The following is an 18,873-nucleotide window of genomic DNA, read 5'->3' as shown; positions in this document are numbered from 1 at the left end:
TGGACTCGTCAGTAGGCTGGCGCAAGGAGAGTAGTACCGTATACACGTTATTCAGAATTGTGGATTTAATTTTTGCATAAATGCATAAATCAGCATTTTTTGCCGCTCATCCTGCGTTAAGGTAGCGACTGGCCCCATTGCAACGAATGCCTTCAGAGAAAGAGAGCAGGATGCTGACCACAATAAAAAGTTACCCCCGCACCGTGAACCTGCTGCTGTCAGCCACGCTGATTCTGACGCTGGCCAAGGCGATTACCTTTCCGTACATGGTGATCTACCTTACGAGTCACTTTGCCCTAGGCATCAGCCAGGTAGGCCTGGTGATTGGCAGTTCGCTGATCGTCGGCTCCCTGCTGAGTGTGTACGGCGGCTTCCTGGTGGACCGGGTCAACAGTTATCGCTTGTTGCTGGGCCTGAGCCTGCTGTTTGTCCTGGGGTTTGTCGGCACGCTGCTGGCGCGTGACCTGTGGTTGTTCTATGCCTGCCTGATCCTGATCAACCTGGCCTATGCGGTGATCGATATTGCGGTCAAGGCCGGGTTTGCCAGCCTGTTGCCCGAGGATGCGCGCAGCGAAGTGTTTTCCATCAAATACACCCTGACCAATATCGGTTACGCGGTAGGGCCGTTTTTTGGTGCGATGATCGCCAAGGCCGATATCAGCCTGCCGTTTGTATTGTCGGCGGTACTGGGGGCTGGGTTTTTCCTACTCTACTGGCGTTGGGGCGACCGCACCCTGGCGACGGTTGACACGGCGCAAAAACCGGTGTCGTTCCTTGCCGTTGGCCGGGTGTTGCTGCGTGATCATCGGCTGGTGTGCTTTACCGTGGGCGGCTTGCTCAGCGCAGTAGTCTTTGGACAGTTCACTGCGTACCTGTCGCAGTACCTGGTGACGACCTCAAGTGCGGAGTACACCTACAAGGTCATCAGCGCGATTCTGACCACCAACGCACTATTGGTAATCGCCCTGCAATACGTGATTGGCCGGCAGATCAGCCACCGTCACCTGAGCCGCTGGCTGATTCTCGGGCTGGGCATGTTCATGCTGGGGGTGATTGGCTTTGCGCTGTCCACCAGCGTGTGGTGGTGGGTGGTGTCGATGGCGATCTTTACCGTGGGGGAAATCATCGTATTCCCCGCTGAATACATGTTTATCGACCGCATTGCCCCGGATCACCTGCGGGGCATGTACTACGGCGCGCAAAACCTCTCCAACCTCGGTGCCGCCCTGGGGCCGGTGTTGTGCGGGCTGGTGCTGGCCAGCCTGCCGGCGCACTACATGTTCTATATGCTGGCGGGGTTTATCGTGGCCGGCGGGCTGTTCTATTTTATCGGCGCGTCGTTGAAACCGCGTCCTGACACCGCACACCCCCTGTAGGAGCCGGCTTGCCGGTGAAGGGGGTGAGCGATGATGAGCACAACCAGGCAAAACGCGGTGCCCTGGCGTTTTTCGCTGGCAAGCCAGCTCCTACAGAGGTGGGGTGTCAGATGGACAATGTCTCGCCCACGGTGTTGCTGTGCAACTCATAGCGCAATTCCTCGACCATCGTCGCGACGTCCTGCGGGGTCTTGAGCTTATTCACGCTGATCCCGGTGACGACCAGGTCCACCCGGCCGCTCTCGGCGTCAAACACCTTCAAGGTCAGTGACGAGTCGCGACACAGGGTGAACTCGCAGGTCAGCGGCAACAAGGCTTCCTCGATGCAATTGCGCAGTTGGGCCAAGGTAAACATGCCAGCCCCCATTAACGACGACGCAGCAACAGACCCAGGAGCAGACCCACGCCCGCCACGATTGCCACAGTGGCCAGGGGTTTGCGTTGGGCAAAGTCACCGACATTGTCCAGCACATCGCCATAGGTCTGTTGCAGTTGGCCGGCCGCCTGGCGCGCTACGCCCTTGGCCTGGAGCTGTTCGTCGTCGGTCATGTCGCCGAGAAAGTCCTGAGCTTTGCCCGCCGCTTTTGCGATGCGGCCTTTGACCTGTTCACTGTTCATGATGCCTCCTTGAAGGGCAAAAAAATCGCCATGGCACAGGGCGTCAAACCCAGTGCCTACCCTTCAAGGTTAAGCAGCGCAGCGGTGTGCAATAAGGCGAATTTGCACTGGTAGTCCTAGTGCATTTGCACCTTATTTCGGGTTTTTTGCCCGCCGCTCCCCGGCAAACAACCCTCGTTCGCGGGCCCAGACGATGGCGGCACTGCGGCTGTGTACGTTGAGTTTGGAATAGACCGTAGCCACATGATTGCGCACGGTGTTGGGCGCCAGCTTCAGGCGCGAGGCGATTTCCTTGTCGGCCAGGCCTTCACAGATCAGCCCCAGTACATCCCGCTCACGGGCGGTCAAGTCGGTGAACGCGATGTTCGGCAGGTTGGGGCTGTTGACGCTCTTGGCGTTGGCCAGTTTTTCAATCAGGGTCTGACTGAACCAGGACGCGTCCTTCATCACTTCTTCGATGGCCGATACCAACTCCAGCTCCGAGCGTTTGCGTTCGGTGATGTTCATCATCACCAGCAGGTAACAGGTGGTGTCCTGAATGCTCACGGTGTCGGCCGACACCACGCAATCAATCACTTCGTTGCCTTTCTTGCGGATCTTCAGATCCTGGCCATCGAGGTTGCCGGCCTTTTCCAGGGTGGCGAACAACTGCGTGCAGGCCTCGCTGCTGTCGATAAAGTTGATCTCGGTGATGGACTTGCCGATCAGTTCTTCACTGGTGTAGCCGGTGATGCTCATGAACGCGTCGTTGACGTCCACCACTTGCTGATTGCCCGCATCGCACACCAGGGTCGGCACCGGTGTCAGGCGGAAGGACTTGGCAAACCGCTCCTCGCTCTGGCGCAGGGCGGTTTCGGCCTTGCGCCGGGGCTCAAGGTCAGTGAAGGAAAACAACATGCATTCCTCATCGTTCATATCCAGCGGCTGGCCGGCGACAATCACCAGCTTGCTGCCGCCTTCAGGCAGCTTGAGCTCGGCTTGCATCTGCGGGATGGTCGCCCCTTCGCCCAGGCGCTGGATCGCCAGCTCCTTGCGTTCGGCCTGTTCCAGCACATCCAGTTCGTATACCGAGCGGCCGATCACCTGATCGCGGTTGTGACCGGTCATTTCGAGGAAACCCTGGTTGACCTTGATATAGCGCAAATCGCTCAAGCGGCAGATCACCGCCGGTGCCGGGTTGGCGTTGAAGGTCTTTTCAAAGCGCTGCTCGGCGCTGGCCCATTCGGTGGCGTCGCTGAGGATCAGCACCAGCAGTTCCGGCTTGCCGGCGCTGTCGGTGAGCGCCAGGCTGCGCAAGCGATGAACCCAGGTGCGGTCGGCGTCGGCGGTGGGGGTGACTTCGACTATCACGTCACTGAACGCTTCGCCGTTGGCCACCCGGCTCAGCGGATAGGCCTCCAGGGCCAGCGGGTGATTGTTGCGATAGCGCAGGGCAAAGCGCTCGGCGTATTCGGCGGTGTTGGCACCGAGCCCGGCAATGTCATCCAGGCCATGCATGGCCAGCGCGGCTTCGTTGGCCCAGAGAATGCTCTGGTCGACCTCGGCGAGAATCACCCCATCGGACAGCCCGGAGATGATCTGCTGCAATTGGCGGCGATTGGTTTCTTGGGCGAGGACGGCCTGGCTCATGGTTTCTCCAAAATGGGTAGGTAAGGACAACCGTGTCTCCTGTAGGCGCGAGCTTGCTCGCGAAGGTCTCCAACGGTAACGCGCGCGCCCTGGAAGAACGCGGCGCCCTCAGGTTCTTCGCGAGCAAGCTCGCGCCTACAAAACAGGGCGTGTCTGGCACATGTGGAGTACGACAACAGAGCCTGAGCATAGTGCAGAGCCAATCACCCTGGCAGGGTGCGAATGCACCAGTGTACCTAGTGCAATTGTGCCGAGACCGCAGCCACCGACCTGGACACACTGAAGGCCTACTCATTTGTCCAAGGATCGATCATGACCACCCTCTATGAAACCAACCGTTCGCCGTTTCGCGTGTCTTGGGGCTCGGTACTGGCCGGTAGTGCAATTGCCCTGGTGACCTCTCTGGTACTGAGCGTACTGGGCACCGCCATCGGCGCCAGCGCGGTCGACGCGATGCAGGCCGGTAACCCGTTGAGTGGCTTTGGTACCGGCGCTGGTATCTGGCTGTTTGTCTCCACGCTGCTGGCGATTGGCGTGGGTGCCTTCGTTGCCGGGCGCACGGCCCCGGATCGCGGTGGCCTGCATGGCATCCTGAGCTGGACCATCACCACCTTGCTGACCACCTGGCTGCTGGCGGCGTTGGCCACCAGCGTTGTCGGCGCAGCGGGCAATGTCGTAGGTAAAGGCCTGTCGGCGGCGGGCAGCGGGATTGCCGCCGTGGCGCCGGGTATCAGCGACAGCGTCAAGCAGCAGTTGAACGAAAAGGGCATCAGCCTGGATTGGGACAGCTTGCAGGGCGAACTCGACACCTTGCTCAAGCAAAGCGGCAAGGCTGAGCTGGATCCGGCCACGGTCGAGCAGAAAGCCGAGCAGATTGGTGCTGATGGCAAGCAATCGGCCACCGATGCAGCAACCGACCCGGCCCAGGCTGCGACCGAACTCAAGCAATGGTTCGAGCGCGTCAAGGCTTCCGGTGAGCCTGCGTTGAATGCGGCGGACAAAGAAGCGCTGGTCAACATTGTCGCGGCCCGCACCGGCAAGAGCCAGGCCGAGGCCAGCCAGATTGTCGAGAACTATGCCCAGGCATATCAGCAGGCCGTGCAGAAAGTCGAAGAGCTCAAGGCCCAAGCTGAACAAAAGGCCCGCGAAGCCGGTGAAATCGCGGCTAAGCAACTGTCCCGCGCGGCCTGGAGCACATTGCTGATGTTGCTGTTGGGGGCTGCATTGAGCTTTGGTATGGGGCGCCTGGCCATTTCGACTCGTAAAGTGCCAATGGCTTGATCAAGGCCAATTGATGTCTTAGCGGCATCACCTTGCGTGAGCGCGTAAACTGTCGACCTTTTACGCGCATCACGCAAAGGTATGCTTTTGACCCTGCTAAAAACCACAACCCTGCTGTTACTCACCCTCCTGCTGGCAGCGTGCGGCACTTCACCGCCACGCACGCCCAATGACATCTGTGGCATCTTCCGCGAAAAGGATGACTGGTACGACGCGGCCAAAGTCACCCAGAAGCGCTGGGGTGTGCCGATCCAGGTGCCGTTTGCCATCATGTATCAGGAGTCGGGCTTCCGGCAGAACGCCAAGACCCCGCGCAAATACCTGTTGTGGATCATTCCCTGGGGCCGTGTCAGCACCGCCGCCGGCTACGCCCAGGCCAAGGATGAAGTGTGGGGCGACTACCAGAAAAGCACCGGCCGCAACTGGGCCAGCCGCCAGGACTTCGACGATGCCATCGACTTTGTCGGTTGGTACATGGACAAGACCGCCACCATCAACGGCGTGTACAAATATGACGCCTATGGCCAATACCTGAACTACCACGAAGGCTGGGGCGGTTACCGTAACCGCACCTATGCCAGCAAGGCGTGGCTGTTGCCGGTTGCCGGCAAGGTCAAGGCCCGCTCCGATATGTATGCACGCCAATATGCGGGGTGCAAGGCGGACCTGGAGCGGGGGTTCTGGAGCCGGTTTTGGCGGTGGTTGTGAGTGAGCGCGGGTAAGGCTCATGGGCCTTACCCGCGTGTTTACGCGACCAATCTTCCAACCAAAGGCACAATCAACAAGGTGCTCAGCGCCATCGAAATCACATTGCCGATGTAAGGATGAAAGTGCGCCGGCATCCGTCCTGCAATTGCGCAGGCCAATGGCGGCGCAACCAGCGCCCCGAGCAATGCACTTGAGCCGATCACCATCCAACTGCCGCCATGGGTCAGCACTGCCGCTGGCACGACCGACACCAACGGCACATAGGTGGGATACCAACCGCGCTTGATCCACTGGCTGCGCCAGATCACCACGCCCAGTGCCGAAGTCAGCGCCTGGGCGCCGACCAGTTGCAGCACCAATCCCGAGCCATAGGCGGCGCTCACGGGGTTCAAGGCATACGCCAGCATGACCCCGGCCAGCAGGCCGAGGCTGGCCCACTCATTACCGAAAAACGGCGCTTCGGAAAAATCAGCCAACACCCTGCGCAGGCTCCAGGCCACGCCATAAGACGGTGGCTTGGCCGGGGCCGGCCTGGGCGGGGCGATATAGCCGGAACGCACCAGCACCGGTACGCGTCGGCACACTACAAAGGCAATCACGCTGCCCACCGCCATGCCCAGTACGTTGCCAATCACGACAGGCAAACCCAGCGGGACACAGACAAAATTGACGATCAGCAAGCACGTTGGCGTGACCAGTAGCGCACCCAGCAACGCGCCGTTGAGCGTGACCTTCCAGCCGCCGCCAAACATCAGCACCATTGCCGCCGGCAATGACACAAACGCCGCAAAGGTCGGCTGCCAGGTAGCGGCGGTGACCGTCCACCCCCACAGCAGGTTACTCAGCAGCAGGCCCAGCAGGGAACTGGTTACCAGCCACGGCCATAACCCACTGCCGTAGCAAATCGCAAAACCCTGCCAGCGCTTGCCGGTTCGGCTGGCCCACCAGGCCAGGTATGCACCCGCCAACAAACCGAGGGAGGCCAGTTCATGTTTGTAGAAGGCCACCTCGCTGATATCCCCCACTACCCAGCGTAGCCAGGCGATGGGCTCCGGAAAGCCCTCCACCATATCGTTGTAGCCGGGCCAGGAGTCTGGGTGTGTGAATGCAATCCAGAGGATCAGCAAGGCGCTGATGAGCCCTAGTGTGATGACCGCCTTATCGACCGATGATCGTTCGGTGCCGGGTTTCAGGAACAGGTTTTCCATGATCCACCGTCCTTTTAGCGTGGCAGGGCGGGGTGTTGGGAATACCCGAGCATCTGATCGTAAAGATCATTGCGCCGGTCACGTTGCAGGTCATTGAGGCTGTTCCAGATCGGCGCACTGCGGGCACTGGTCAGGTCGATATCGGCGAACAGAATTTCCTGGCGATCAGCTGACGCCACTTTGCCGATGGGCCAGCCATTGGTCCCGGCAATCAACGAGCAGCCCAGGTAGCGCGCGTCGCGCTCCTCACCGATACGGCTGGCGGCGGCGATGAACACGTTGTTGACGTGTGCCGCAGTCATGGTCAGATAGGACGCCATGCATTTGCCTGCCTCATCGAACAGCGGCGGCGGTGTCCACACCCAGTTGTTGAGGCTGCAAATAATGTCGGCGCCTTGTTGGCTGAGGATGCGTGGTACTTCCGGGAACCAGATATCCCAGCAGATCAACAGGCCAATCCGCCCGATAGGTGTTTCAAACACCGGAAACCCCAGGTTGCCGGGGGTGAACCAGAGTTTTTCCAGGTTCCACAGATGAGCCTTGCGGTATTTGCCGATCAACCCATCCGGCCCCAGCAATACCGCGGTATTAAACAGTTGCCGGCCATCGATCTCATTCAGGCCCGTCACCAGATACACCTGGTGCGTGGCGGCAAACGCCATCCAGGCCTGCACACTGGCGCCGCCTGGAATGACCTCGGCATGCTCGAATGCATCCTGGCGACTGCTGAAGAAATAGCCGCAGTTCGACAACTCGGGCAGTACGATCAGGTTAGCCCCACCGTTGACGGCCTCGGCGGCCAACGCCAGGCTGTGGCGTAGATTTCTTTCGCGGTTATCCAGGCCGACCTGGGGGGCGAACTGCACGACAGCGACGCGGACAGGGCTTGTTGGTTCGCTCATTGCGGGTGACCTCTTATTGTTATGCAACCGGGGTGGTTGGTTTTTCATAAGAGGGGAAAAAATGGGTGAGGTTAAGTCAGATGCTTCTGGCTGAGCTGTAGCCTGGATCCTTTAGAGGGCGCTTGCCAAAGGCGCTTGATTCTGGGAAAAAGCCAGCCTGTATGAACCCAACGAGACCCCCATGAGCAACGAAGAACTGCAAATCACCGACCTGCGCCAAGGCGACGGAAAAACCGTGGTCAAGGGGGCGCTGATCACCACCCAATACACCGGCACCCTGGAAGACGGTACGGTGTTTGATTCCTCCTGGGAGCGGGGCAAGCCGTTCCAATGTGTGATCGGTACCGGTCGAGTGATTAAGGGTTGGGACCAGGGCTTGATGGGCATGCAGGTCGGTGGTGTGCGCAAGCTGTTTGTACCGGCGCATCTGGCCTATGGCGAGCGGGCGATGGGTGCACATATAAAGCCCCATAGCAATCTGCATTTTGAGATCGAGTTGCTGGAAGTGCTGACGCGCGATGATTGAAGGTCCAAGACCCGACTCCTACAGTGATTTGTCCTACCGTTCGCCTGTCTCCCCTTGAATGGCGGGTGCTGCTGCTGATACTGTATAAAAATACAGTATTTGGTAGCCCGCCATGCAGTTGATCGAAAAACTCAGCATCCTCGCCGATGCCGCCAAGTACGACGCGTCATGCGCCAGCAGCGGTGCGCCCAAGCGCAGTTCCGAGGGCAAGGCGGGGCTGGGCTCGACCGACGGTATGGGCATCTGTCACAGCTACACCCCGGACGGGCGCTGTGTGTCGTTGCTCAAGGTATTGCTGACCAATTTCTGCCTCTACGACTGCCAATACTGCGTCAACCGCCGCTCCAGCGACGTGCCCCGTGCGCGGTTCAGCCCGGAGGAGGTGGTGACGCTGACCCTGGACTTCTATCGACGCAATTGTGTCAGCGGGTTGTTTCTCAGTTCGGGGATCATCCGTTCGGCGGACTACACCATGGAGCAACTGGTACGGGTCGCCAAGTTGCTGCGCGAGGTGCATGACTTTCGCGGTTATATCCACCTCAAGACCATTCCCGAAGCGGATCCTGCATTGATTGCCGAGGCCGGGCGTTACGCCGATCGCTTGAGCGTGAACATTGAACTGCCCACCGATAAAAGCCTGCAGATCCTAGCGCCGGAAAAGCAGATCGGCTCGATCAAGCAGGCGATGCAGACGATTTTCACCGGCGAGCAAACCGTGCTCAACGAACCCCGTGCACCGCGTTTTGCGCCAGCGGGGCAAAGCACGCAGATGATTGTCGGTGCCGATGACACGGACGACAGCACCATCCTCCACGGCGCCGAGGCGTTGTATGGCAACTTCAAGTTGCGCCGGGTCTATTACTCGGCGTTCAGCCCGATTCCCAATAGCCCGAAAAGCGTGCCTCTGGCGGCGCCGCCGTTGATGCGTGAGCACCGCTTGTATCAAGCGGATTTCCTGCTGCGCAGTTATGGTTTTCGCGCCAATGAACTGTTCGCGGGGCCGGGGGATCTGGCGCTGGATATCGACCCCAAGCTGGCCTGGGCCCTGGAGCATCGCGAGGTGTTCCCGCTGGACCTGAACCGTGCCGAGGCGACCTTGATCGCGCGTATCCCGGGGATTGGCCTGCGCACCACCGAGCGTCTGGTGGAACTGCGCCGGCAACGCAAGATCCGCTTTGAGGACCTGGCGCGCATGCGCTGCGTGCTGACCAAGGCCAAGCCGTTTTTCATCACCAGTGACTACCATCCCCAGCAGGCCGAAAGCACCAGCGTGCTGTTGCGCGAGCAACTGCGTGATCGTCCGCAACCGCAACAGATGGGGTTATGGGGATGATCAGCCTGGAGTGCGACAACCTGTTCAGCACCTGGCGCGAGCAGGCGCGCTGGTTGCTCAGCCATCAGATCGACCCCAGCCATGTGAGTTGGGGCGAAGTGGAAGTGGCCGACCTGTTCGCCACCGATGAGCACTATCCGACCCACAATGGCCCGTTCCAGGCGCGTATTCCCAAGGCCCTGCTGGAGCTGCTGGAAAGTGCCGCCTGTTACCACGGCGAACAACGCTGGAGCCTGCTGTACGAAGTGCTGTGGCGTGTCAGCCATGGCGACCGCACGGCGATGATGGCGGGGGATCAACTGGGCAGCGAACTGCAACGACGGATCAAGCAGGTACGACGCGAAGCCCACCACCTGCATGCGTTTGTGCGCTTTATCGCCCTGCCGGCGGCAGTGGGCCCGCAGATGCCGGAGTACGTGGCGTGGCATGAGCCGGCCCACGATATCCTGCACAGCGCCAGCCAGCACTTTGTCGGGCGCATGGGCCGTCATCGCTGGATGATCGCCACGCCACTGGATGGGGTGTATTACGACGGTGAGCAGTTGATTCATCAACGCCAGTGCCCGGAGCAATGGCAGCAATTGGCACGGAATGTCGAGGATCCACACAGTGCCATGTGGCTGACCTACTACAGCCATATCTTCAACCCGGCGCGGTTGAATCCCAAGGTCATGGAAGGGCACTTGCCGAGCCGGTTCTGGAAGAATCTGCCGGAGGGCAAGTTGATACCGGGGTTGATCAGCGAGGCGCGGACGGGGAAGCAGCGGGATGGACAGGCGAGCCTCGTGGCGGCTCGGCGAGGTAAGAAAATATCAAGCGGGCACAGTTAAATGTGGGAGCGGGCTTGTGTGGGAGCTGGCTTGCTCCCACAGTTGATCTCTGTTGTGTCAGGGGGTGGTGATTAGGCCAACTCAGTCGCGGTGTTTTTCACCACCGCCAACTCCGGATGTGCCACCAATTTATCAATGTGCAGCTCGTCATTGTTCAACCAGGTTTCCGTCAACACGCGGTAGTGCTCCATGTCCCGGCAACGCATGCGCAGGCTGTAGTCGAACGGCCCGCTGATCAACTGGCATTCGAACACCTGCGGGCACGCCTTGACGCAGGCTTCGAAGGCCTTTTGCGCCGAGCGCCCGCTCTGGTTGGACAGGGCCACCAGCACCAGCAGCGACAACCCCGGCGAGACCATCTGCACATCGATGATCGCGCCATAGCCACGAATCACCCCGCGTCGCTCCAGCTTGCGCACCCGTTCCAGGCAGGGCCTGGGCGTCAGATGCACCAGCGAAGAGAGCTTTTCGTAGGTGATACGCCCCTGATGGCGCAGGACATCGATGATGGCTTCATCAATGCGATCCAGCGCAGGGGAGGAGTGGGGTCCGTTGGCCTTGGTATCCATGGTCGATTCTGTATTCACTTCAAGCGGTTGGAGAGAAATTGCTGCAAGCGTTCGCTGTTGGGATGGTCGAGGATCTCGGCACTGCCTTGCTCTTCGACGCGGCCCTGGTGCAGGAACAACACCTGGCTGGAGACTTGCCGGGCGAAGCCCATTTCGTGGGTGACCATGAGCATGGTACGACCTTCCTCGGCCAACGTCTGTATGACTTTGAGGACTTCTCCTACAAGTTCTGGATCCAGCGCCGAGGTCGGTTCGTCGAACAGGATAATCTCCGGCTCCATGGCCAGGGCCCGCGCGATAGCCACCCGCTGTTGCTGGCCACCGGAGAGAAACGCCGGGTATTGATCAGCGACCCGGCCCGGCAGGCCGACTTTGTCCAGGTACATCCGTGCGCGTTTTTCCGCTTCGGCGGCGCTCACGCCCAGCACCCGGCGCGGCGCCATGCAGATGTTTTCCAGCACCGTCATGTGGCTCCACAGGTTGAAGTGCTGGAACACCATGGCCAGGCGCGTACGCAGGTTCTGCAGTTGTGCCTGGTGCGGCGCCTGTACACCGGCGCGGCCCCGGCGCATTTCAATGCTGATGCCATCCAGGGTAATCACCCCGGCGTCGGGTTGTTCGAGGAAGTTGATGCAGCGCAGCAGGGTGCTTTTGCCGGAGCCGCTGGCACCGATCAGGCTGATCACATCGCCCTTGCTGGCGTTGAGCGAAACGCCCTTGAGCACTTCATGCTCGCCGTAGCTTTTATGCAGGTCTTGGACCTTGAGCTTGACGCTGGCGCTGGCCGCAACAGCCGTCGGGCGGGAGACGGCAAGGTCAGCAGGGTGAGCGGCCAGGGCCTGTGCGGACTGGTTCATGGGTTAGCCTCGGGTCGGGACAAGAAAGCGCATCCAGCGTCGTTCGGCCAGTCGGAACAGGCCCACCAATGCAAAGGACAGCAGCATGTACAGCAGCGCGGCAATGCCGAAAGCCTGGAACGTCATGAACGTCTCGGCATTGGCATCGCGGGCCACCTTGAGGATGTCGGCGATGGTTGCGGTAAACGCCAGGGACGTGGCGTGCAGCATCAGGATCATTTCGTTGCTGTAGGCCGGCAACGCGCGGCGCAGTGCAGCGGGAATCACCACGAACAGGTTCATCCGCCAGCCGTGCAGGCCATAGGCCCGCGCGGCTTCAATCTCGCCATGGGGAATATTGCGAATGGCCCCGGCGAAGATCTCCACGGTGTAGGCACAGGTATTGAGTACAAACGCCAGCAGCGTGCAGTTCAGCGCGTTGCGGAAAAACTGATTGAGCAGGGCGTTGTCCTGCACCATTTCCAGGCTGTACAGGCCGGTGTAGCAAATCAGCAATTGGATATACAGCGGCGTGCCGCGAAACAGGTAGGTGTAGACCTCCACCGGCCAGCGCAGCCAGAAGTGCTCGCTGACGCGGGCAATCGCCAGCGGGATCGACAGGAAAAACCCGAGGATCACCGACACAATAAACAGCCACAAGGTCATGGCCACCCCGGAAAAGCCCGAGCCATCGGTCCACAGGTACGCCAGGCCGTATTGCTGGATCAGTTCGATCATCGCGCGAGCCCCTTGATGCCGACGTTGTAGCGCCGTTCCAGGCGTTTGAAGATGCGGTTGGAGAGGGTGGTGATCAACAGGTACACCAAGCCCGCGAGGATCAGGAAGTACAGCGGGTCATTGGTGGTCTTGCCGGCGTTCTGCGCGGCCTTGACCAGGTCTGCCAGGCCGATGATCGACACCAGCGCCGTGGACTTGAGCAGCACCAGCCAGTTATTGCCCAACCCCGGCAGCGCAAAGCGCATCAATTGCGGGAACATCACCAGCCTGAAGCGCTGCCAGCGACTCAAGCCGTAGGCCGTTGCCGCTTCCAGTTGGCCCACAGGCACACTGAGCATCGCGCCGCGAAAGTTTTCGGTGAAATATGCCCCGTAGATAAAGCCCAGGGTGATCACGCCGGCAGTGAACGGATCGATTTCGAAGTAGTTCCAGCCGAGCATTTCGGTCAGGTCATTGAGCCACAGTTGCAGGCTGTAGAAGATCAGCAGGATCAGCACCAGGTCCGGCACGCTGCGGATCAAGGTGGTGTAGAGCGTGGCCGGGATACGCAGCAGTTTGTGGCTGGACAGCTTGGCACCCGCAGCGATCAGGCCCAGGGCCAGGCTCAGCACCAGCGCCAGGAACGCCAGCTTGATGGTCATCCAGGCGCCCTGGGCCAGCAGCGGGCCGAAGCCTTGCAGGTTGAGGAGTTCATTCATGGAGGGAGATCTCGATGGGCACGGTTTCCCTTTTGTAGGAGCGAGCTTGCTCGCGAAGAACTCAAGGGCACCGCGTTTAATCTGGTTTTACGCGTTATCGTTGACGTTTTTCGCGAGCAAGCTCGCTCCTACAGGGGAGAGGCGATTTGAGGACGTTATTCGTGGTAGATATCGTCGTCGCCGAAGTACTTCTTCTGGATCAGCGCGTAAGTACCATCAGCCTGGATGGCAGCAATGCCCTTGTTGATCAGCGCCAGTAGCTCCTGGTCGTTCTTGCGCAGGCCCATGGCAATGTCCAGCGGCAAGGTCGGATCCTTGAAGGCCGGGCCGGACTGGTAGTCGGCGCCTTCAGGCTTGGACAGGAAGTTGAGCTGGGCTTCGAGTTTGTCGGTCAGCGTCGCGTCGAGGCGACCGTTTTGCAGGTCGGCATAGTTCTGGTCCTGGGACTGATACGCCTTGACCTGGGCGCCGAGCTTGGCCAGGTGCGCGCGGGCGTAGGCTTCCTGCAGCGAGCCCTGAAGTACACCGACCTGCTTGCCTTTGAGCGATTCCGGGGTGTCGCCGAAGCCGGCGCCCTTACGGGTGATCACCGAGGTGGGGCTGAGGAACAGGCGGTCGCTGAAGTCGATCTGTTTTTGCCGGGCCGGGGTCACGGCCATGGAGGACATGATGGCGTCGAACTTGCGCGCACGCAGCGCCGGGATCATACCGTCGAATTCGTTGTGGACCCAGGTGCATTTGACTTCGAGCTTGGCGCAAATGGCGTTGCCCAGTTCAATGTCGAAACCTTGCAGGCTGCCATCGGCGGCCACGGATTCAAAGGGTGGGTACTCGGGGAACACGCCGAAACGGATTTCTTTCCATTCCTGGGCCTGGACGGCGGTGGCGCACAAAGGCAGGAGCAGCGCGGCGATGAGTGATCGGAGCGGAGTCATGGTGTTTTCCCTATATTTTGTAATTGATGTCAGGGCAGTAGAAAGGGTGCTGCATGCATTCATTTGCTGACTCTTTGGTCGCGCTCAGAATGCTTCATGGTGGTGCGTTTTTTGTGTCGTTTACCGGGGTGTTGGCATGCGGAATACGCTGTTAAAACGCGGGCGGCAGCGGAATCGGCTGCAAGACCCGGTATATCGGCTTTTCAAACCGCCTATCTCGGCCTGCTACTTGCGCAAAGCAGCAGGCCAGAGCGGTTTCAGGCGCGCTTTTTATGCTGTGCGGCCGGTTGCTGCGCCAGGCGTGCGAACAGGTCCTTGGGGTCGGCCAGGTCTGGCACCAACTCCAGCTCGCTGCCCACGTCGAGGGCCTTGGCCACGTCCAGCACATAACGCAGGGCCGAGTAGTCTTCGAGGGCAAAACCCACCGAGTCGAACAGGGTGACCTGGCGTGCGTTTTCCCGGCCCGGCTTCTGGCCGTTGATGACTTGCCACAGCTCGGTGACTGGCGAATCCTCGGGCATATGCTGGATTTCGCCCTCAATACGGCTTTGTGGTTCGTACTCGACGATCACCCGCGCGCGCTCGACGATACGGCGGTCCAGCTCGGTCTTGCCGGGGCAGTCGCCGCCGACGGCATTGAGGTGCATGCCCGGCTCGATCATCTCGTCGGTGAGGATGGTGGCGTAGGCCTTGTCGGCGGTGACGGTGGTGACGATATCGGCGCCTTTGACCGCTTCGGCCACGCTGCCGGCCAGGATCACCTTGATCGCCGGGAAGGCCTTGAGATTGTTTGCCAGTTTGGCCATGGCCTTGGCGTCGATATCGAACAGGCGGATTTCTGTGATCCCGAGCATGGCGTGGAACGCCAGGGCCTGGAATTCACTTTGCGAGCCGTTGCCGATCAGCGCCATGCTGCGGCTGTTGTCGCGGGCCAGGTAGCGCGCGACCAGGGCCGAGGTGGCGGCGGTGCGAATCGCGGTGGTCAGGGTCATCTCGCTGAGCAATACCGGTTTGCCCGTATCCACATCCCCCAGGGCGCCAAAGGCCATGACGGTGAGCATGCCGCTCTGGGTGTTTTTCGGGTGGCCATTGACGTATTTGAAGGCATACAGCGAAGCATCCGAGACCGGCATCAGTTCGATCACACCCTCGGGCGAGTGGTTGGCCAGGCGTGCGCATTTCTCAAAGTCATTCCAGCGCAGGTAGTCGGCGCGGATGTACTCGGCCATCTCGGTGATGCAGGTTTGCAGGCCCTTTTGCGATACCAGGTAGCTGAGGTCGTTGACGTCGATATAACGGGTCATGGGGAAACTCCTTATTGGAATGAGGCGCGGGCCGGCAGATGCACTTCGGCCAACATGCAGCGGGCACTGCCGCCGCCGATGCGTTCGATATTGTCGATATTCACCACCACCGGGTGGGTATGGCGCTCCACATGCTGGCGCTGCGCGGGCTTGAGCGATTGCCAGGCGCTGTTGGACATCACCAATAGCGGCTGGCCGTCGCGGTCGTGGACTTCCAGCATGTTGCCGGCGAAGGCTTCCAATTGGTCGAAGTCCAGGGGCAGGATGTCCTTGCCGGTATCGCGCAGGGAGCGTTCCAGGCCCTGGCGTTCGTGCTCTTCGGGCAACGCTTGCAGGCACACCACCGACAGGTCGCGGCCCACGCTCATCATCACGTTGCTGTGATAGATCGGCGCGTGATGACGGTCGACGGCATGGAAGGCGCAGACCTGATAGTCCAGGCGCTCGGCGAACTGGCGCAGGGCGTCATGGTGGGTGCGCCCGGAATGGCAGGCATAGCTGATGCGATGCTGGCGGTCGAGGACCATGCTGCCGGTGCCTTCGAGGAACATGTTCTGTTGTTCGAGGTGGCTGAAGTCGATGGTGCCTTTGATTGCGAAGCGTTGCTCCAGCACTTGCAGCACGCCTTTGTTGCGTTCCAGGCGGCGGTTCTGTCCTTCCATCGGGTACAGCACCAGGCTGCCGTCGGCGTGGCTGCTCCACCAGTTGTTGGGGAAGATCGAATCCGGAGTGTGGGGCGCGGGGGTGTCCTGTACCACCAGCACTTCCACGCCATGCTTGCGCAGGGTGTCGACGTAACCGTCGAACTCTTCCAGCGCTTTGTGCTGTGCGGCCTGGGGATCGGCGGGCGCGCGCTGGAAGCGGTTGTTGATCGCGGTGTCCGGGTTAAAGGCAAAGTGTGCCGGGCGGATCATCAAGACGGTATTGGTGGTTTGCATGGGGGCACGAGTCCATGAGGTTGGGCATTGAGGCTATTGTGTGCGCTCTGGTTGCAGAATCCCGGCTGAAACAAGGTCGCGCCTCAGCCGGGAAAGCTGAAAAGAGGGGTGAGGCAGCCGAATCGGCTGTAGCGTCGAGCGCCGCTCAAAATGTGGGAGCTCCCACACAAGCCCACACATAGGTATTGTGGTGGCTGTCGTAACGTCGTCCGTCAGGAGGAGTCATGTCTACCGCCGTTCGCCTTGCTCAAGCCTCGGATGCCGAAGGCATCAGCCAGGTCATCCTTGCCGCCCTGCACAGCAGCAACGCCGGCGATTACCCGGCGGACGTGATTGCCCGGGTGGCGAGCAACTTCACGCCGCAGGCGGTCCTGCAATTGCTCACGCGGCGCACCGTGCTGGTTGCACTCCAGGATCAGCAAATCGTCGCGACCGCCGCCCTTGATACCAATGTCGTGCGTTCGGTGTTCGTCAACCCGGCACTGCAAGGGCAGGGCATCGGCCGCCAACTGATGGTCGATATCGAACAGCGGGCCCGTGAAGCTGGGGTCACGGTGCTGAGCGTACCGTCGTCCCTCACCGCCGAGCCGTTCTATACCAGGCTGGGGTTTCATACCGTGCGCGATGTGTATCACGGCAACGAGCGCACGCTGGTGATGGAGAAGGTATTGTCGTCACGCCATCCCATCGGCGTCTATCGCGACCGCCAGCACCGTGCCCAGGTGGCAGCGCTGTGGCAGCAAGCGTTTGGTTATGACACGCCACACAACCGGCCGGAACTGGCGATTGATAAAAAGCTGGCGGTCGACGATGGGCTGTTTTTTGTCGCTACCGATAAGACGGCGGTGATCGGTACCTTGATGGCCGGTTACGACGGGCATCGTGGCTGGTTGTATTCGGTGGCCGTGCATCCCGACTATCGCCGCCAGGGCCTGGGCGCGTCATTGGTGCGGCATGGGGAGCAGGCGTTGATCGCCCTGGGCTGCCTGAAGATCAACCTGCAGATCAATCTGGGTAACGATACGGTGGTGGGGTTCTACGAAGCGCTGGGGTATGGCGTGGAACCGAGGATCAGCATGGGCAAGAAGATTGCGCAGAACCTGCCCAAACCCTGAAACCATCCCCAAACACATGTGGGAGCGGGCTTGCTCGCGAAAGCGGTGGATCAGTCTATACATCTGGTGACTGACCCACCGCATTCGCGAGCAAGCCCGCTCCCACACAAGCCGGCTCCTGCAATCAGTGTTGGCTTAGACCTTGACGATCCAGCCCGCTGGCGCTTCGACATCACCGGACTGCACACCGGTCAGCTCTTTGTAGAGCTTCTGGGTGACCGGGCCGACGTCTTTTTCGCTGTAGAACACGTGCAGCTTGTCTTTGTACTCAATGCCGCCAATCGGCGTGATCACGGCAGCGGTACCACAGGCGCCGGCTTCCTTGAAGTCTGCCAGTTTGTCGATCAGCACATCACCTTCAACCACTTCCAGGCCCAGGCGGGTCTTGGCCAGCTCGATCAGCGACAGGCGGGTGATGCCTGGCAGTACCGACGGCGAGTTCGGGGTGACGAACTTGTTGTCGTGGGTGATCCCGAAGAAGTTGGCCGAGCCGACTTCTTCGATTTTCGAGTGGGTGGCCGGGTCCAGGTAGATGCAGTCGGCAAAGTTGGCTTTTTTCGCCAGGGAGCCGGGCATCAGGCTGGCCGCGTAGTTGCCACCGACCTTGGCGGCGCCGGTGCCGTTTGGCGCGGCGCGGTCGTAGCCGGAGATCAGGAAGTTGTGCGGGGTCAGGCCGCCCTTGAAGTAGGCGCCGACCGGGATGCAGAAGATCGAGAAGATGAACTCGGGCGCGGTACGCACGCCGATGTTGTCACCGGTGCCGATCACGAACGGGCGCAGGTACAGCGCGCCGCCGGTGCCGTACGGCGGGATGAAACGCTCGTTGGCGCGGACCACTTCCTTGCAGGCTTCGATAAAGGCTTCGGTCGGCACTTGTGGCATCAGCAAGCGGCCGCAACTGCGCTGCATGCGGGCGGCGTTCTGGTCCGGGCGGAACAGGTTGATCGAGCCGTCCTTGCAGCGATAGGCCTTGAGGCCTTCAAAGCACTGCTGGCCGTAGTGCAGGGCAGTGGAGCCCTCGCTGATGTGCAGCACGTTGTCGTCGGTCAGGGTGCCTTCTTGCCAGGCGCCGTCTTTCCAGGTCTGGAGGAAGCGCTTGTCGGTCTTGATGTAGTCAAAACCCAATTTGTCCCAATTGATGCTTTCGTTACTCATGACACCCTCTATCTCTTTGCAACCGCCTGGTCGAAGGCAGGCTTTCGGTTTATTTCCGGATGGGCGCAACAATACTTCATTCCGCTGCTGGTCTTCCAGTTGCATACGGTTCCTGTAGGAGCGAGCTTGCTCGCGAGAATCGTCAACGATAACGCGTATAACCAAAATAAACGC

Annotated in this window: 20 protein-coding genes; 7 read left to right on the top strand and 13 right to left on the bottom strand. The window is 60.3% G+C overall.

Annotated elements, in window-relative coordinates:
- Window positions 1-170 precede the first annotated feature (170 nt).
- Window positions 171-1,376, top strand: coding sequence for an MFS transporter (locus FJD34_RS10750; protein WP_032860208.1), 1,206 nt, complete (start codon window positions 171-173; stop codon window positions 1,374-1,376).
- 106 nt (window positions 1,377-1,482) lie between these two features.
- Here the strand turns inward: FJD34_RS10750 and FJD34_RS10745 are convergent, their stop codons facing one another.
- The 3 genes from FJD34_RS10745 to FJD34_RS10735 form a co-directional block, all read right to left on the bottom strand.
- Window positions 1,483-1,731, bottom strand: a complete 249-nt coding sequence (locus tag FJD34_RS10745; protein ID WP_090290826.1) for a DUF1652 domain-containing protein — start codon at window positions 1,729-1,731, stop codon at window positions 1,483-1,485.
- Between the two features lie 11 nt (window positions 1,732-1,742).
- Window positions 1,743-1,994, bottom strand: a complete 252-nt coding sequence (locus FJD34_RS10740) for a CsbD family protein (RefSeq protein ID WP_032860206.1) — start codon at window positions 1,992-1,994, stop codon at window positions 1,743-1,745.
- Window positions 1,995-2,126: 132 nt separating this feature from the next.
- Window positions 2,127-3,623, bottom strand: a complete 1,497-nt coding sequence (locus FJD34_RS10735) for a PAS domain S-box protein (RefSeq protein WP_032860205.1) — start codon at window positions 3,621-3,623, stop codon at window positions 2,127-2,129.
- Window positions 3,624-3,935: 312 nt separating this feature from the next.
- On the opposite strand from FJD34_RS10735, the gene FJD34_RS10725 reads away from it, so the two are divergent.
- Together FJD34_RS10725 and FJD34_RS10720 are read left to right on the top strand one after the other, a co-directional pair.
- A complete protein-coding gene (locus FJD34_RS10725) occupies window positions 3,936-4,904 on the top strand; it encodes a hypothetical protein (protein WP_090290827.1) in 969 nt (322 codons plus the stop codon).
- An 87-nt stretch (window positions 4,905-4,991) separates the two neighbouring features.
- Window positions 4,992-5,612 (top strand): transglycosylase SLT domain-containing protein, encoded by a 621-nt coding sequence (locus FJD34_RS10720; RefSeq protein ID WP_223232698.1) that lies wholly within the window; start codon window positions 4,992-4,994, stop codon window positions 5,610-5,612.
- A 38-nt stretch (window positions 5,613-5,650) separates the two neighbouring features.
- Here FJD34_RS10720 and FJD34_RS10715 read toward each other — a convergent pair whose 3' ends face one another.
- Together FJD34_RS10715 and FJD34_RS10710 are read right to left on the bottom strand one after the other, a co-directional pair.
- Entirely contained in the window at window positions 5,651-6,820 is a 1,170-nt protein-coding gene (locus FJD34_RS10715) for a hypothetical protein (RefSeq protein WP_090290828.1), read from the bottom strand.
- 14 nt (window positions 6,821-6,834) lie between these two features.
- Window positions 6,835-7,722 carry a nitrilase family protein gene (locus FJD34_RS10710; protein ID WP_090290829.1) on the bottom strand — a complete coding sequence of 296 codons (888 nt, stop codon included), beginning with the start codon at window positions 7,720-7,722 and terminating at the stop codon, window positions 6,835-6,837.
- A 181-nt stretch (window positions 7,723-7,903) separates the two neighbouring features.
- Here FJD34_RS10710 and FJD34_RS10705 point away from each other — a divergent pair, with 181 nt between their 5' ends.
- From FJD34_RS10705 to FJD34_RS10695, 3 genes are all read left to right on the top strand, one after another.
- Window positions 7,904-8,248, top strand: coding sequence for an FKBP-type peptidyl-prolyl cis-trans isomerase (locus FJD34_RS10705; RefSeq protein WP_090290830.1), 345 nt, complete (start codon window positions 7,904-7,906; stop codon window positions 8,246-8,248).
- 112 nt (window positions 8,249-8,360) lie between these two features.
- A complete protein-coding gene (locus tag FJD34_RS10700) occupies window positions 8,361-9,581 on the top strand; it encodes a putative DNA modification/repair radical SAM protein (protein WP_032860186.1) in 1,221 nt (406 codons plus the stop codon).
- Complete coding sequence (locus FJD34_RS10695; protein ID WP_032860185.1) at window positions 9,578-10,411, top strand: TIGR03915 family putative DNA repair protein; 834 nt, start codon at window positions 9,578-9,580, stop codon at window positions 10,409-10,411. Before FJD34_RS10700 ends, FJD34_RS10695 begins: the two co-directional genes overlap by 4 nt.
- Window positions 10,412-10,482: 71 nt before the next feature.
- Here FJD34_RS10695 and FJD34_RS10690 read toward each other — a convergent pair whose 3' ends face one another.
- From FJD34_RS10690 to ctlX, 7 genes are all read right to left on the bottom strand, one after another.
- The gene (locus FJD34_RS10690; RefSeq protein ID WP_029296543.1) at window positions 10,483-10,980 is read right to left on the bottom strand and encodes an Lrp/AsnC family transcriptional regulator; all 498 of its coding nucleotides are present in this window, start codon (window positions 10,978-10,980) and stop codon (window positions 10,483-10,485) included.
- Window positions 10,981-10,994: 14 nt separating this feature from the next.
- Window positions 10,995-11,837, bottom strand: coding sequence for an ABC transporter ATP-binding protein (locus FJD34_RS10685; protein WP_032860184.1), 843 nt, complete (start codon window positions 11,835-11,837; stop codon window positions 10,995-10,997).
- 3 nt (window positions 11,838-11,840) lie between these two features.
- Window positions 11,841-12,554 carry an ABC transporter permease gene (locus FJD34_RS10680; RefSeq protein ID WP_065943687.1) on the bottom strand — a complete coding sequence of 238 codons (714 nt, stop codon included), beginning with the start codon at window positions 12,552-12,554 and terminating at the stop codon, window positions 11,841-11,843.
- Window positions 12,551-13,252 (bottom strand): ABC transporter permease, encoded by a 702-nt coding sequence (locus FJD34_RS10675; RefSeq protein WP_065943688.1) that lies wholly within the window; start codon window positions 13,250-13,252, stop codon window positions 12,551-12,553. The genes FJD34_RS10680 and FJD34_RS10675 overlap by 4 nt, the downstream gene beginning before the upstream one ends.
- Before the next feature lie 155 nt (window positions 13,253-13,407).
- On the bottom strand, window positions 13,408-14,187 hold the full coding sequence (locus FJD34_RS10665) for an ABC transporter substrate-binding protein (RefSeq protein WP_032860181.1): 780 nt from the start codon (window positions 14,185-14,187) through the stop codon (window positions 13,408-13,410).
- Between the two features lie 257 nt (window positions 14,188-14,444).
- Window positions 14,445-15,491 carry an ornithine cyclodeaminase gene (locus FJD34_RS10660; protein WP_032860180.1) on the bottom strand — a complete coding sequence of 349 codons (1,047 nt, stop codon included), beginning with the start codon at window positions 15,489-15,491 and terminating at the stop codon, window positions 14,445-14,447.
- An 11-nt stretch (window positions 15,492-15,502) separates the two neighbouring features.
- Window positions 15,503-16,429 (bottom strand): citrulline utilization hydrolase CtlX, encoded by a 927-nt coding sequence (gene ctlX / locus FJD34_RS10655; RefSeq protein WP_032860179.1) that lies wholly within the window; start codon window positions 16,427-16,429, stop codon window positions 15,503-15,505.
- Between the two features lie 224 nt (window positions 16,430-16,653).
- On the opposite strand from ctlX, the gene FJD34_RS10650 reads away from it, so the two are divergent.
- Window positions 16,654-17,544 (top strand): GNAT family acetyltransferase, encoded by an 891-nt coding sequence (locus tag FJD34_RS10650; RefSeq protein ID WP_082445576.1) that lies wholly within the window; start codon window positions 16,654-16,656, stop codon window positions 17,542-17,544.
- A gap of 135 nt (window positions 17,545-17,679) precedes the next feature.
- Here FJD34_RS10650 and FJD34_RS10640 read toward each other — a convergent pair whose 3' ends face one another.
- On the bottom strand, window positions 17,680-18,699 hold the full coding sequence (locus FJD34_RS10640; RefSeq protein WP_065943689.1) for a branched-chain amino acid aminotransferase: 1,020 nt from the start codon (window positions 18,697-18,699) through the stop codon (window positions 17,680-17,682).
- Between the last annotated feature and the right edge of the window lie 174 nt (window positions 18,700-18,873).

The organism is Pseudomonas brenneri, assembly GCF_007858285.1.
GTDB lineage: Bacteria > Pseudomonadota > Gammaproteobacteria > Pseudomonadales > Pseudomonadaceae > Aquipseudomonas > Aquipseudomonas brenneri.
The sequence above is the reverse complement of the archived record's forward strand: the minus strand, read 5'-3'. Positions and strand labels throughout refer to the sequence as shown.

Excerpts from the sequence above, each read along its gene's own strand:
- FJD34_RS10750 (WP_032860208.1), top strand. The coding sequence starts at position 171 with ATGCTGACCACAATAAAAAGTTACCCCCGCACCGTGAACCTGCTGCTG.
- FJD34_RS10745 (WP_090290826.1), bottom strand. The coding sequence starts at position 1,731 with ATGTTTACCTTGGCCCAACTGCGCAATTGCATCGAGGAAGCCTTGTTG.
- FJD34_RS10740 (WP_032860206.1), bottom strand. The coding sequence starts at position 1,994 with ATGAACAGTGAACAGGTCAAAGGCCGCATCGCAAAAGCGGCGGGCAAA.
- FJD34_RS10735 (WP_032860205.1), bottom strand. The coding sequence starts at position 3,623 with ATGAGCCAGGCCGTCCTCGCCCAAGAAACCAATCGCCGCCAATTGCAG.
- FJD34_RS10725 (WP_090290827.1), top strand. The coding sequence starts at position 3,936 with ATGACCACCCTCTATGAAACCAACCGTTCGCCGTTTCGCGTGTCTTGG.
- FJD34_RS10715 (WP_090290828.1), bottom strand. The coding sequence starts at position 6,820 with ATGGAAAACCTGTTCCTGAAACCCGGCACCGAACGATCATCGGTCGAT.
- FJD34_RS10710 (WP_090290829.1), bottom strand. The coding sequence starts at position 7,722 with ATGAGCGAACCAACAAGCCCTGTCCGCGTCGCTGTCGTGCAGTTCGCC.
- FJD34_RS10705 (WP_090290830.1), top strand. The coding sequence starts at position 7,904 with ATGAGCAACGAAGAACTGCAAATCACCGACCTGCGCCAAGGCGACGGA.
- FJD34_RS10700 (WP_032860186.1), top strand. The coding sequence starts at position 8,361 with ATGCAGTTGATCGAAAAACTCAGCATCCTCGCCGATGCCGCCAAGTAC.
- FJD34_RS10695 (WP_032860185.1), top strand. The coding sequence starts at position 9,578 with ATGATCAGCCTGGAGTGCGACAACCTGTTCAGCACCTGGCGCGAGCAG.
- FJD34_RS10690 (WP_029296543.1), bottom strand. The coding sequence starts at position 10,980 with ATGGATACCAAGGCCAACGGACCCCACTCCTCCCCTGCGCTGGATCGC.
- FJD34_RS10685 (WP_032860184.1), bottom strand. The coding sequence starts at position 11,837 with ATGAACCAGTCCGCACAGGCCCTGGCCGCTCACCCTGCTGACCTTGCC.
- FJD34_RS10680 (WP_065943687.1), bottom strand. The coding sequence starts at position 12,554 with ATGATCGAACTGATCCAGCAATACGGCCTGGCGTACCTGTGGACCGAT.
- FJD34_RS10675 (WP_065943688.1), bottom strand. The coding sequence starts at position 13,252 with ATGAATGAACTCCTCAACCTGCAAGGCTTCGGCCCGCTGCTGGCCCAG.
- FJD34_RS10665 (WP_032860181.1), bottom strand. The coding sequence starts at position 14,187 with ATGACTCCGCTCCGATCACTCATCGCCGCGCTGCTCCTGCCTTTGTGC.
- FJD34_RS10660 (WP_032860180.1), bottom strand. The coding sequence starts at position 15,491 with ATGACCCGTTATATCGACGTCAACGACCTCAGCTACCTGGTATCGCAA.
- ctlX (WP_032860179.1), bottom strand. The coding sequence starts at position 16,429 with ATGCAAACCACCAATACCGTCTTGATGATCCGCCCGGCACACTTTGCC.
- FJD34_RS10650 (WP_082445576.1), top strand. The coding sequence starts at position 16,654 with ATGTCTACCGCCGTTCGCCTTGCTCAAGCCTCGGATGCCGAAGGCATC.
- FJD34_RS10640 (WP_065943689.1), bottom strand. The coding sequence starts at position 18,699 with ATGAGTAACGAAAGCATCAATTGGGACAAATTGGGTTTTGACTACATC.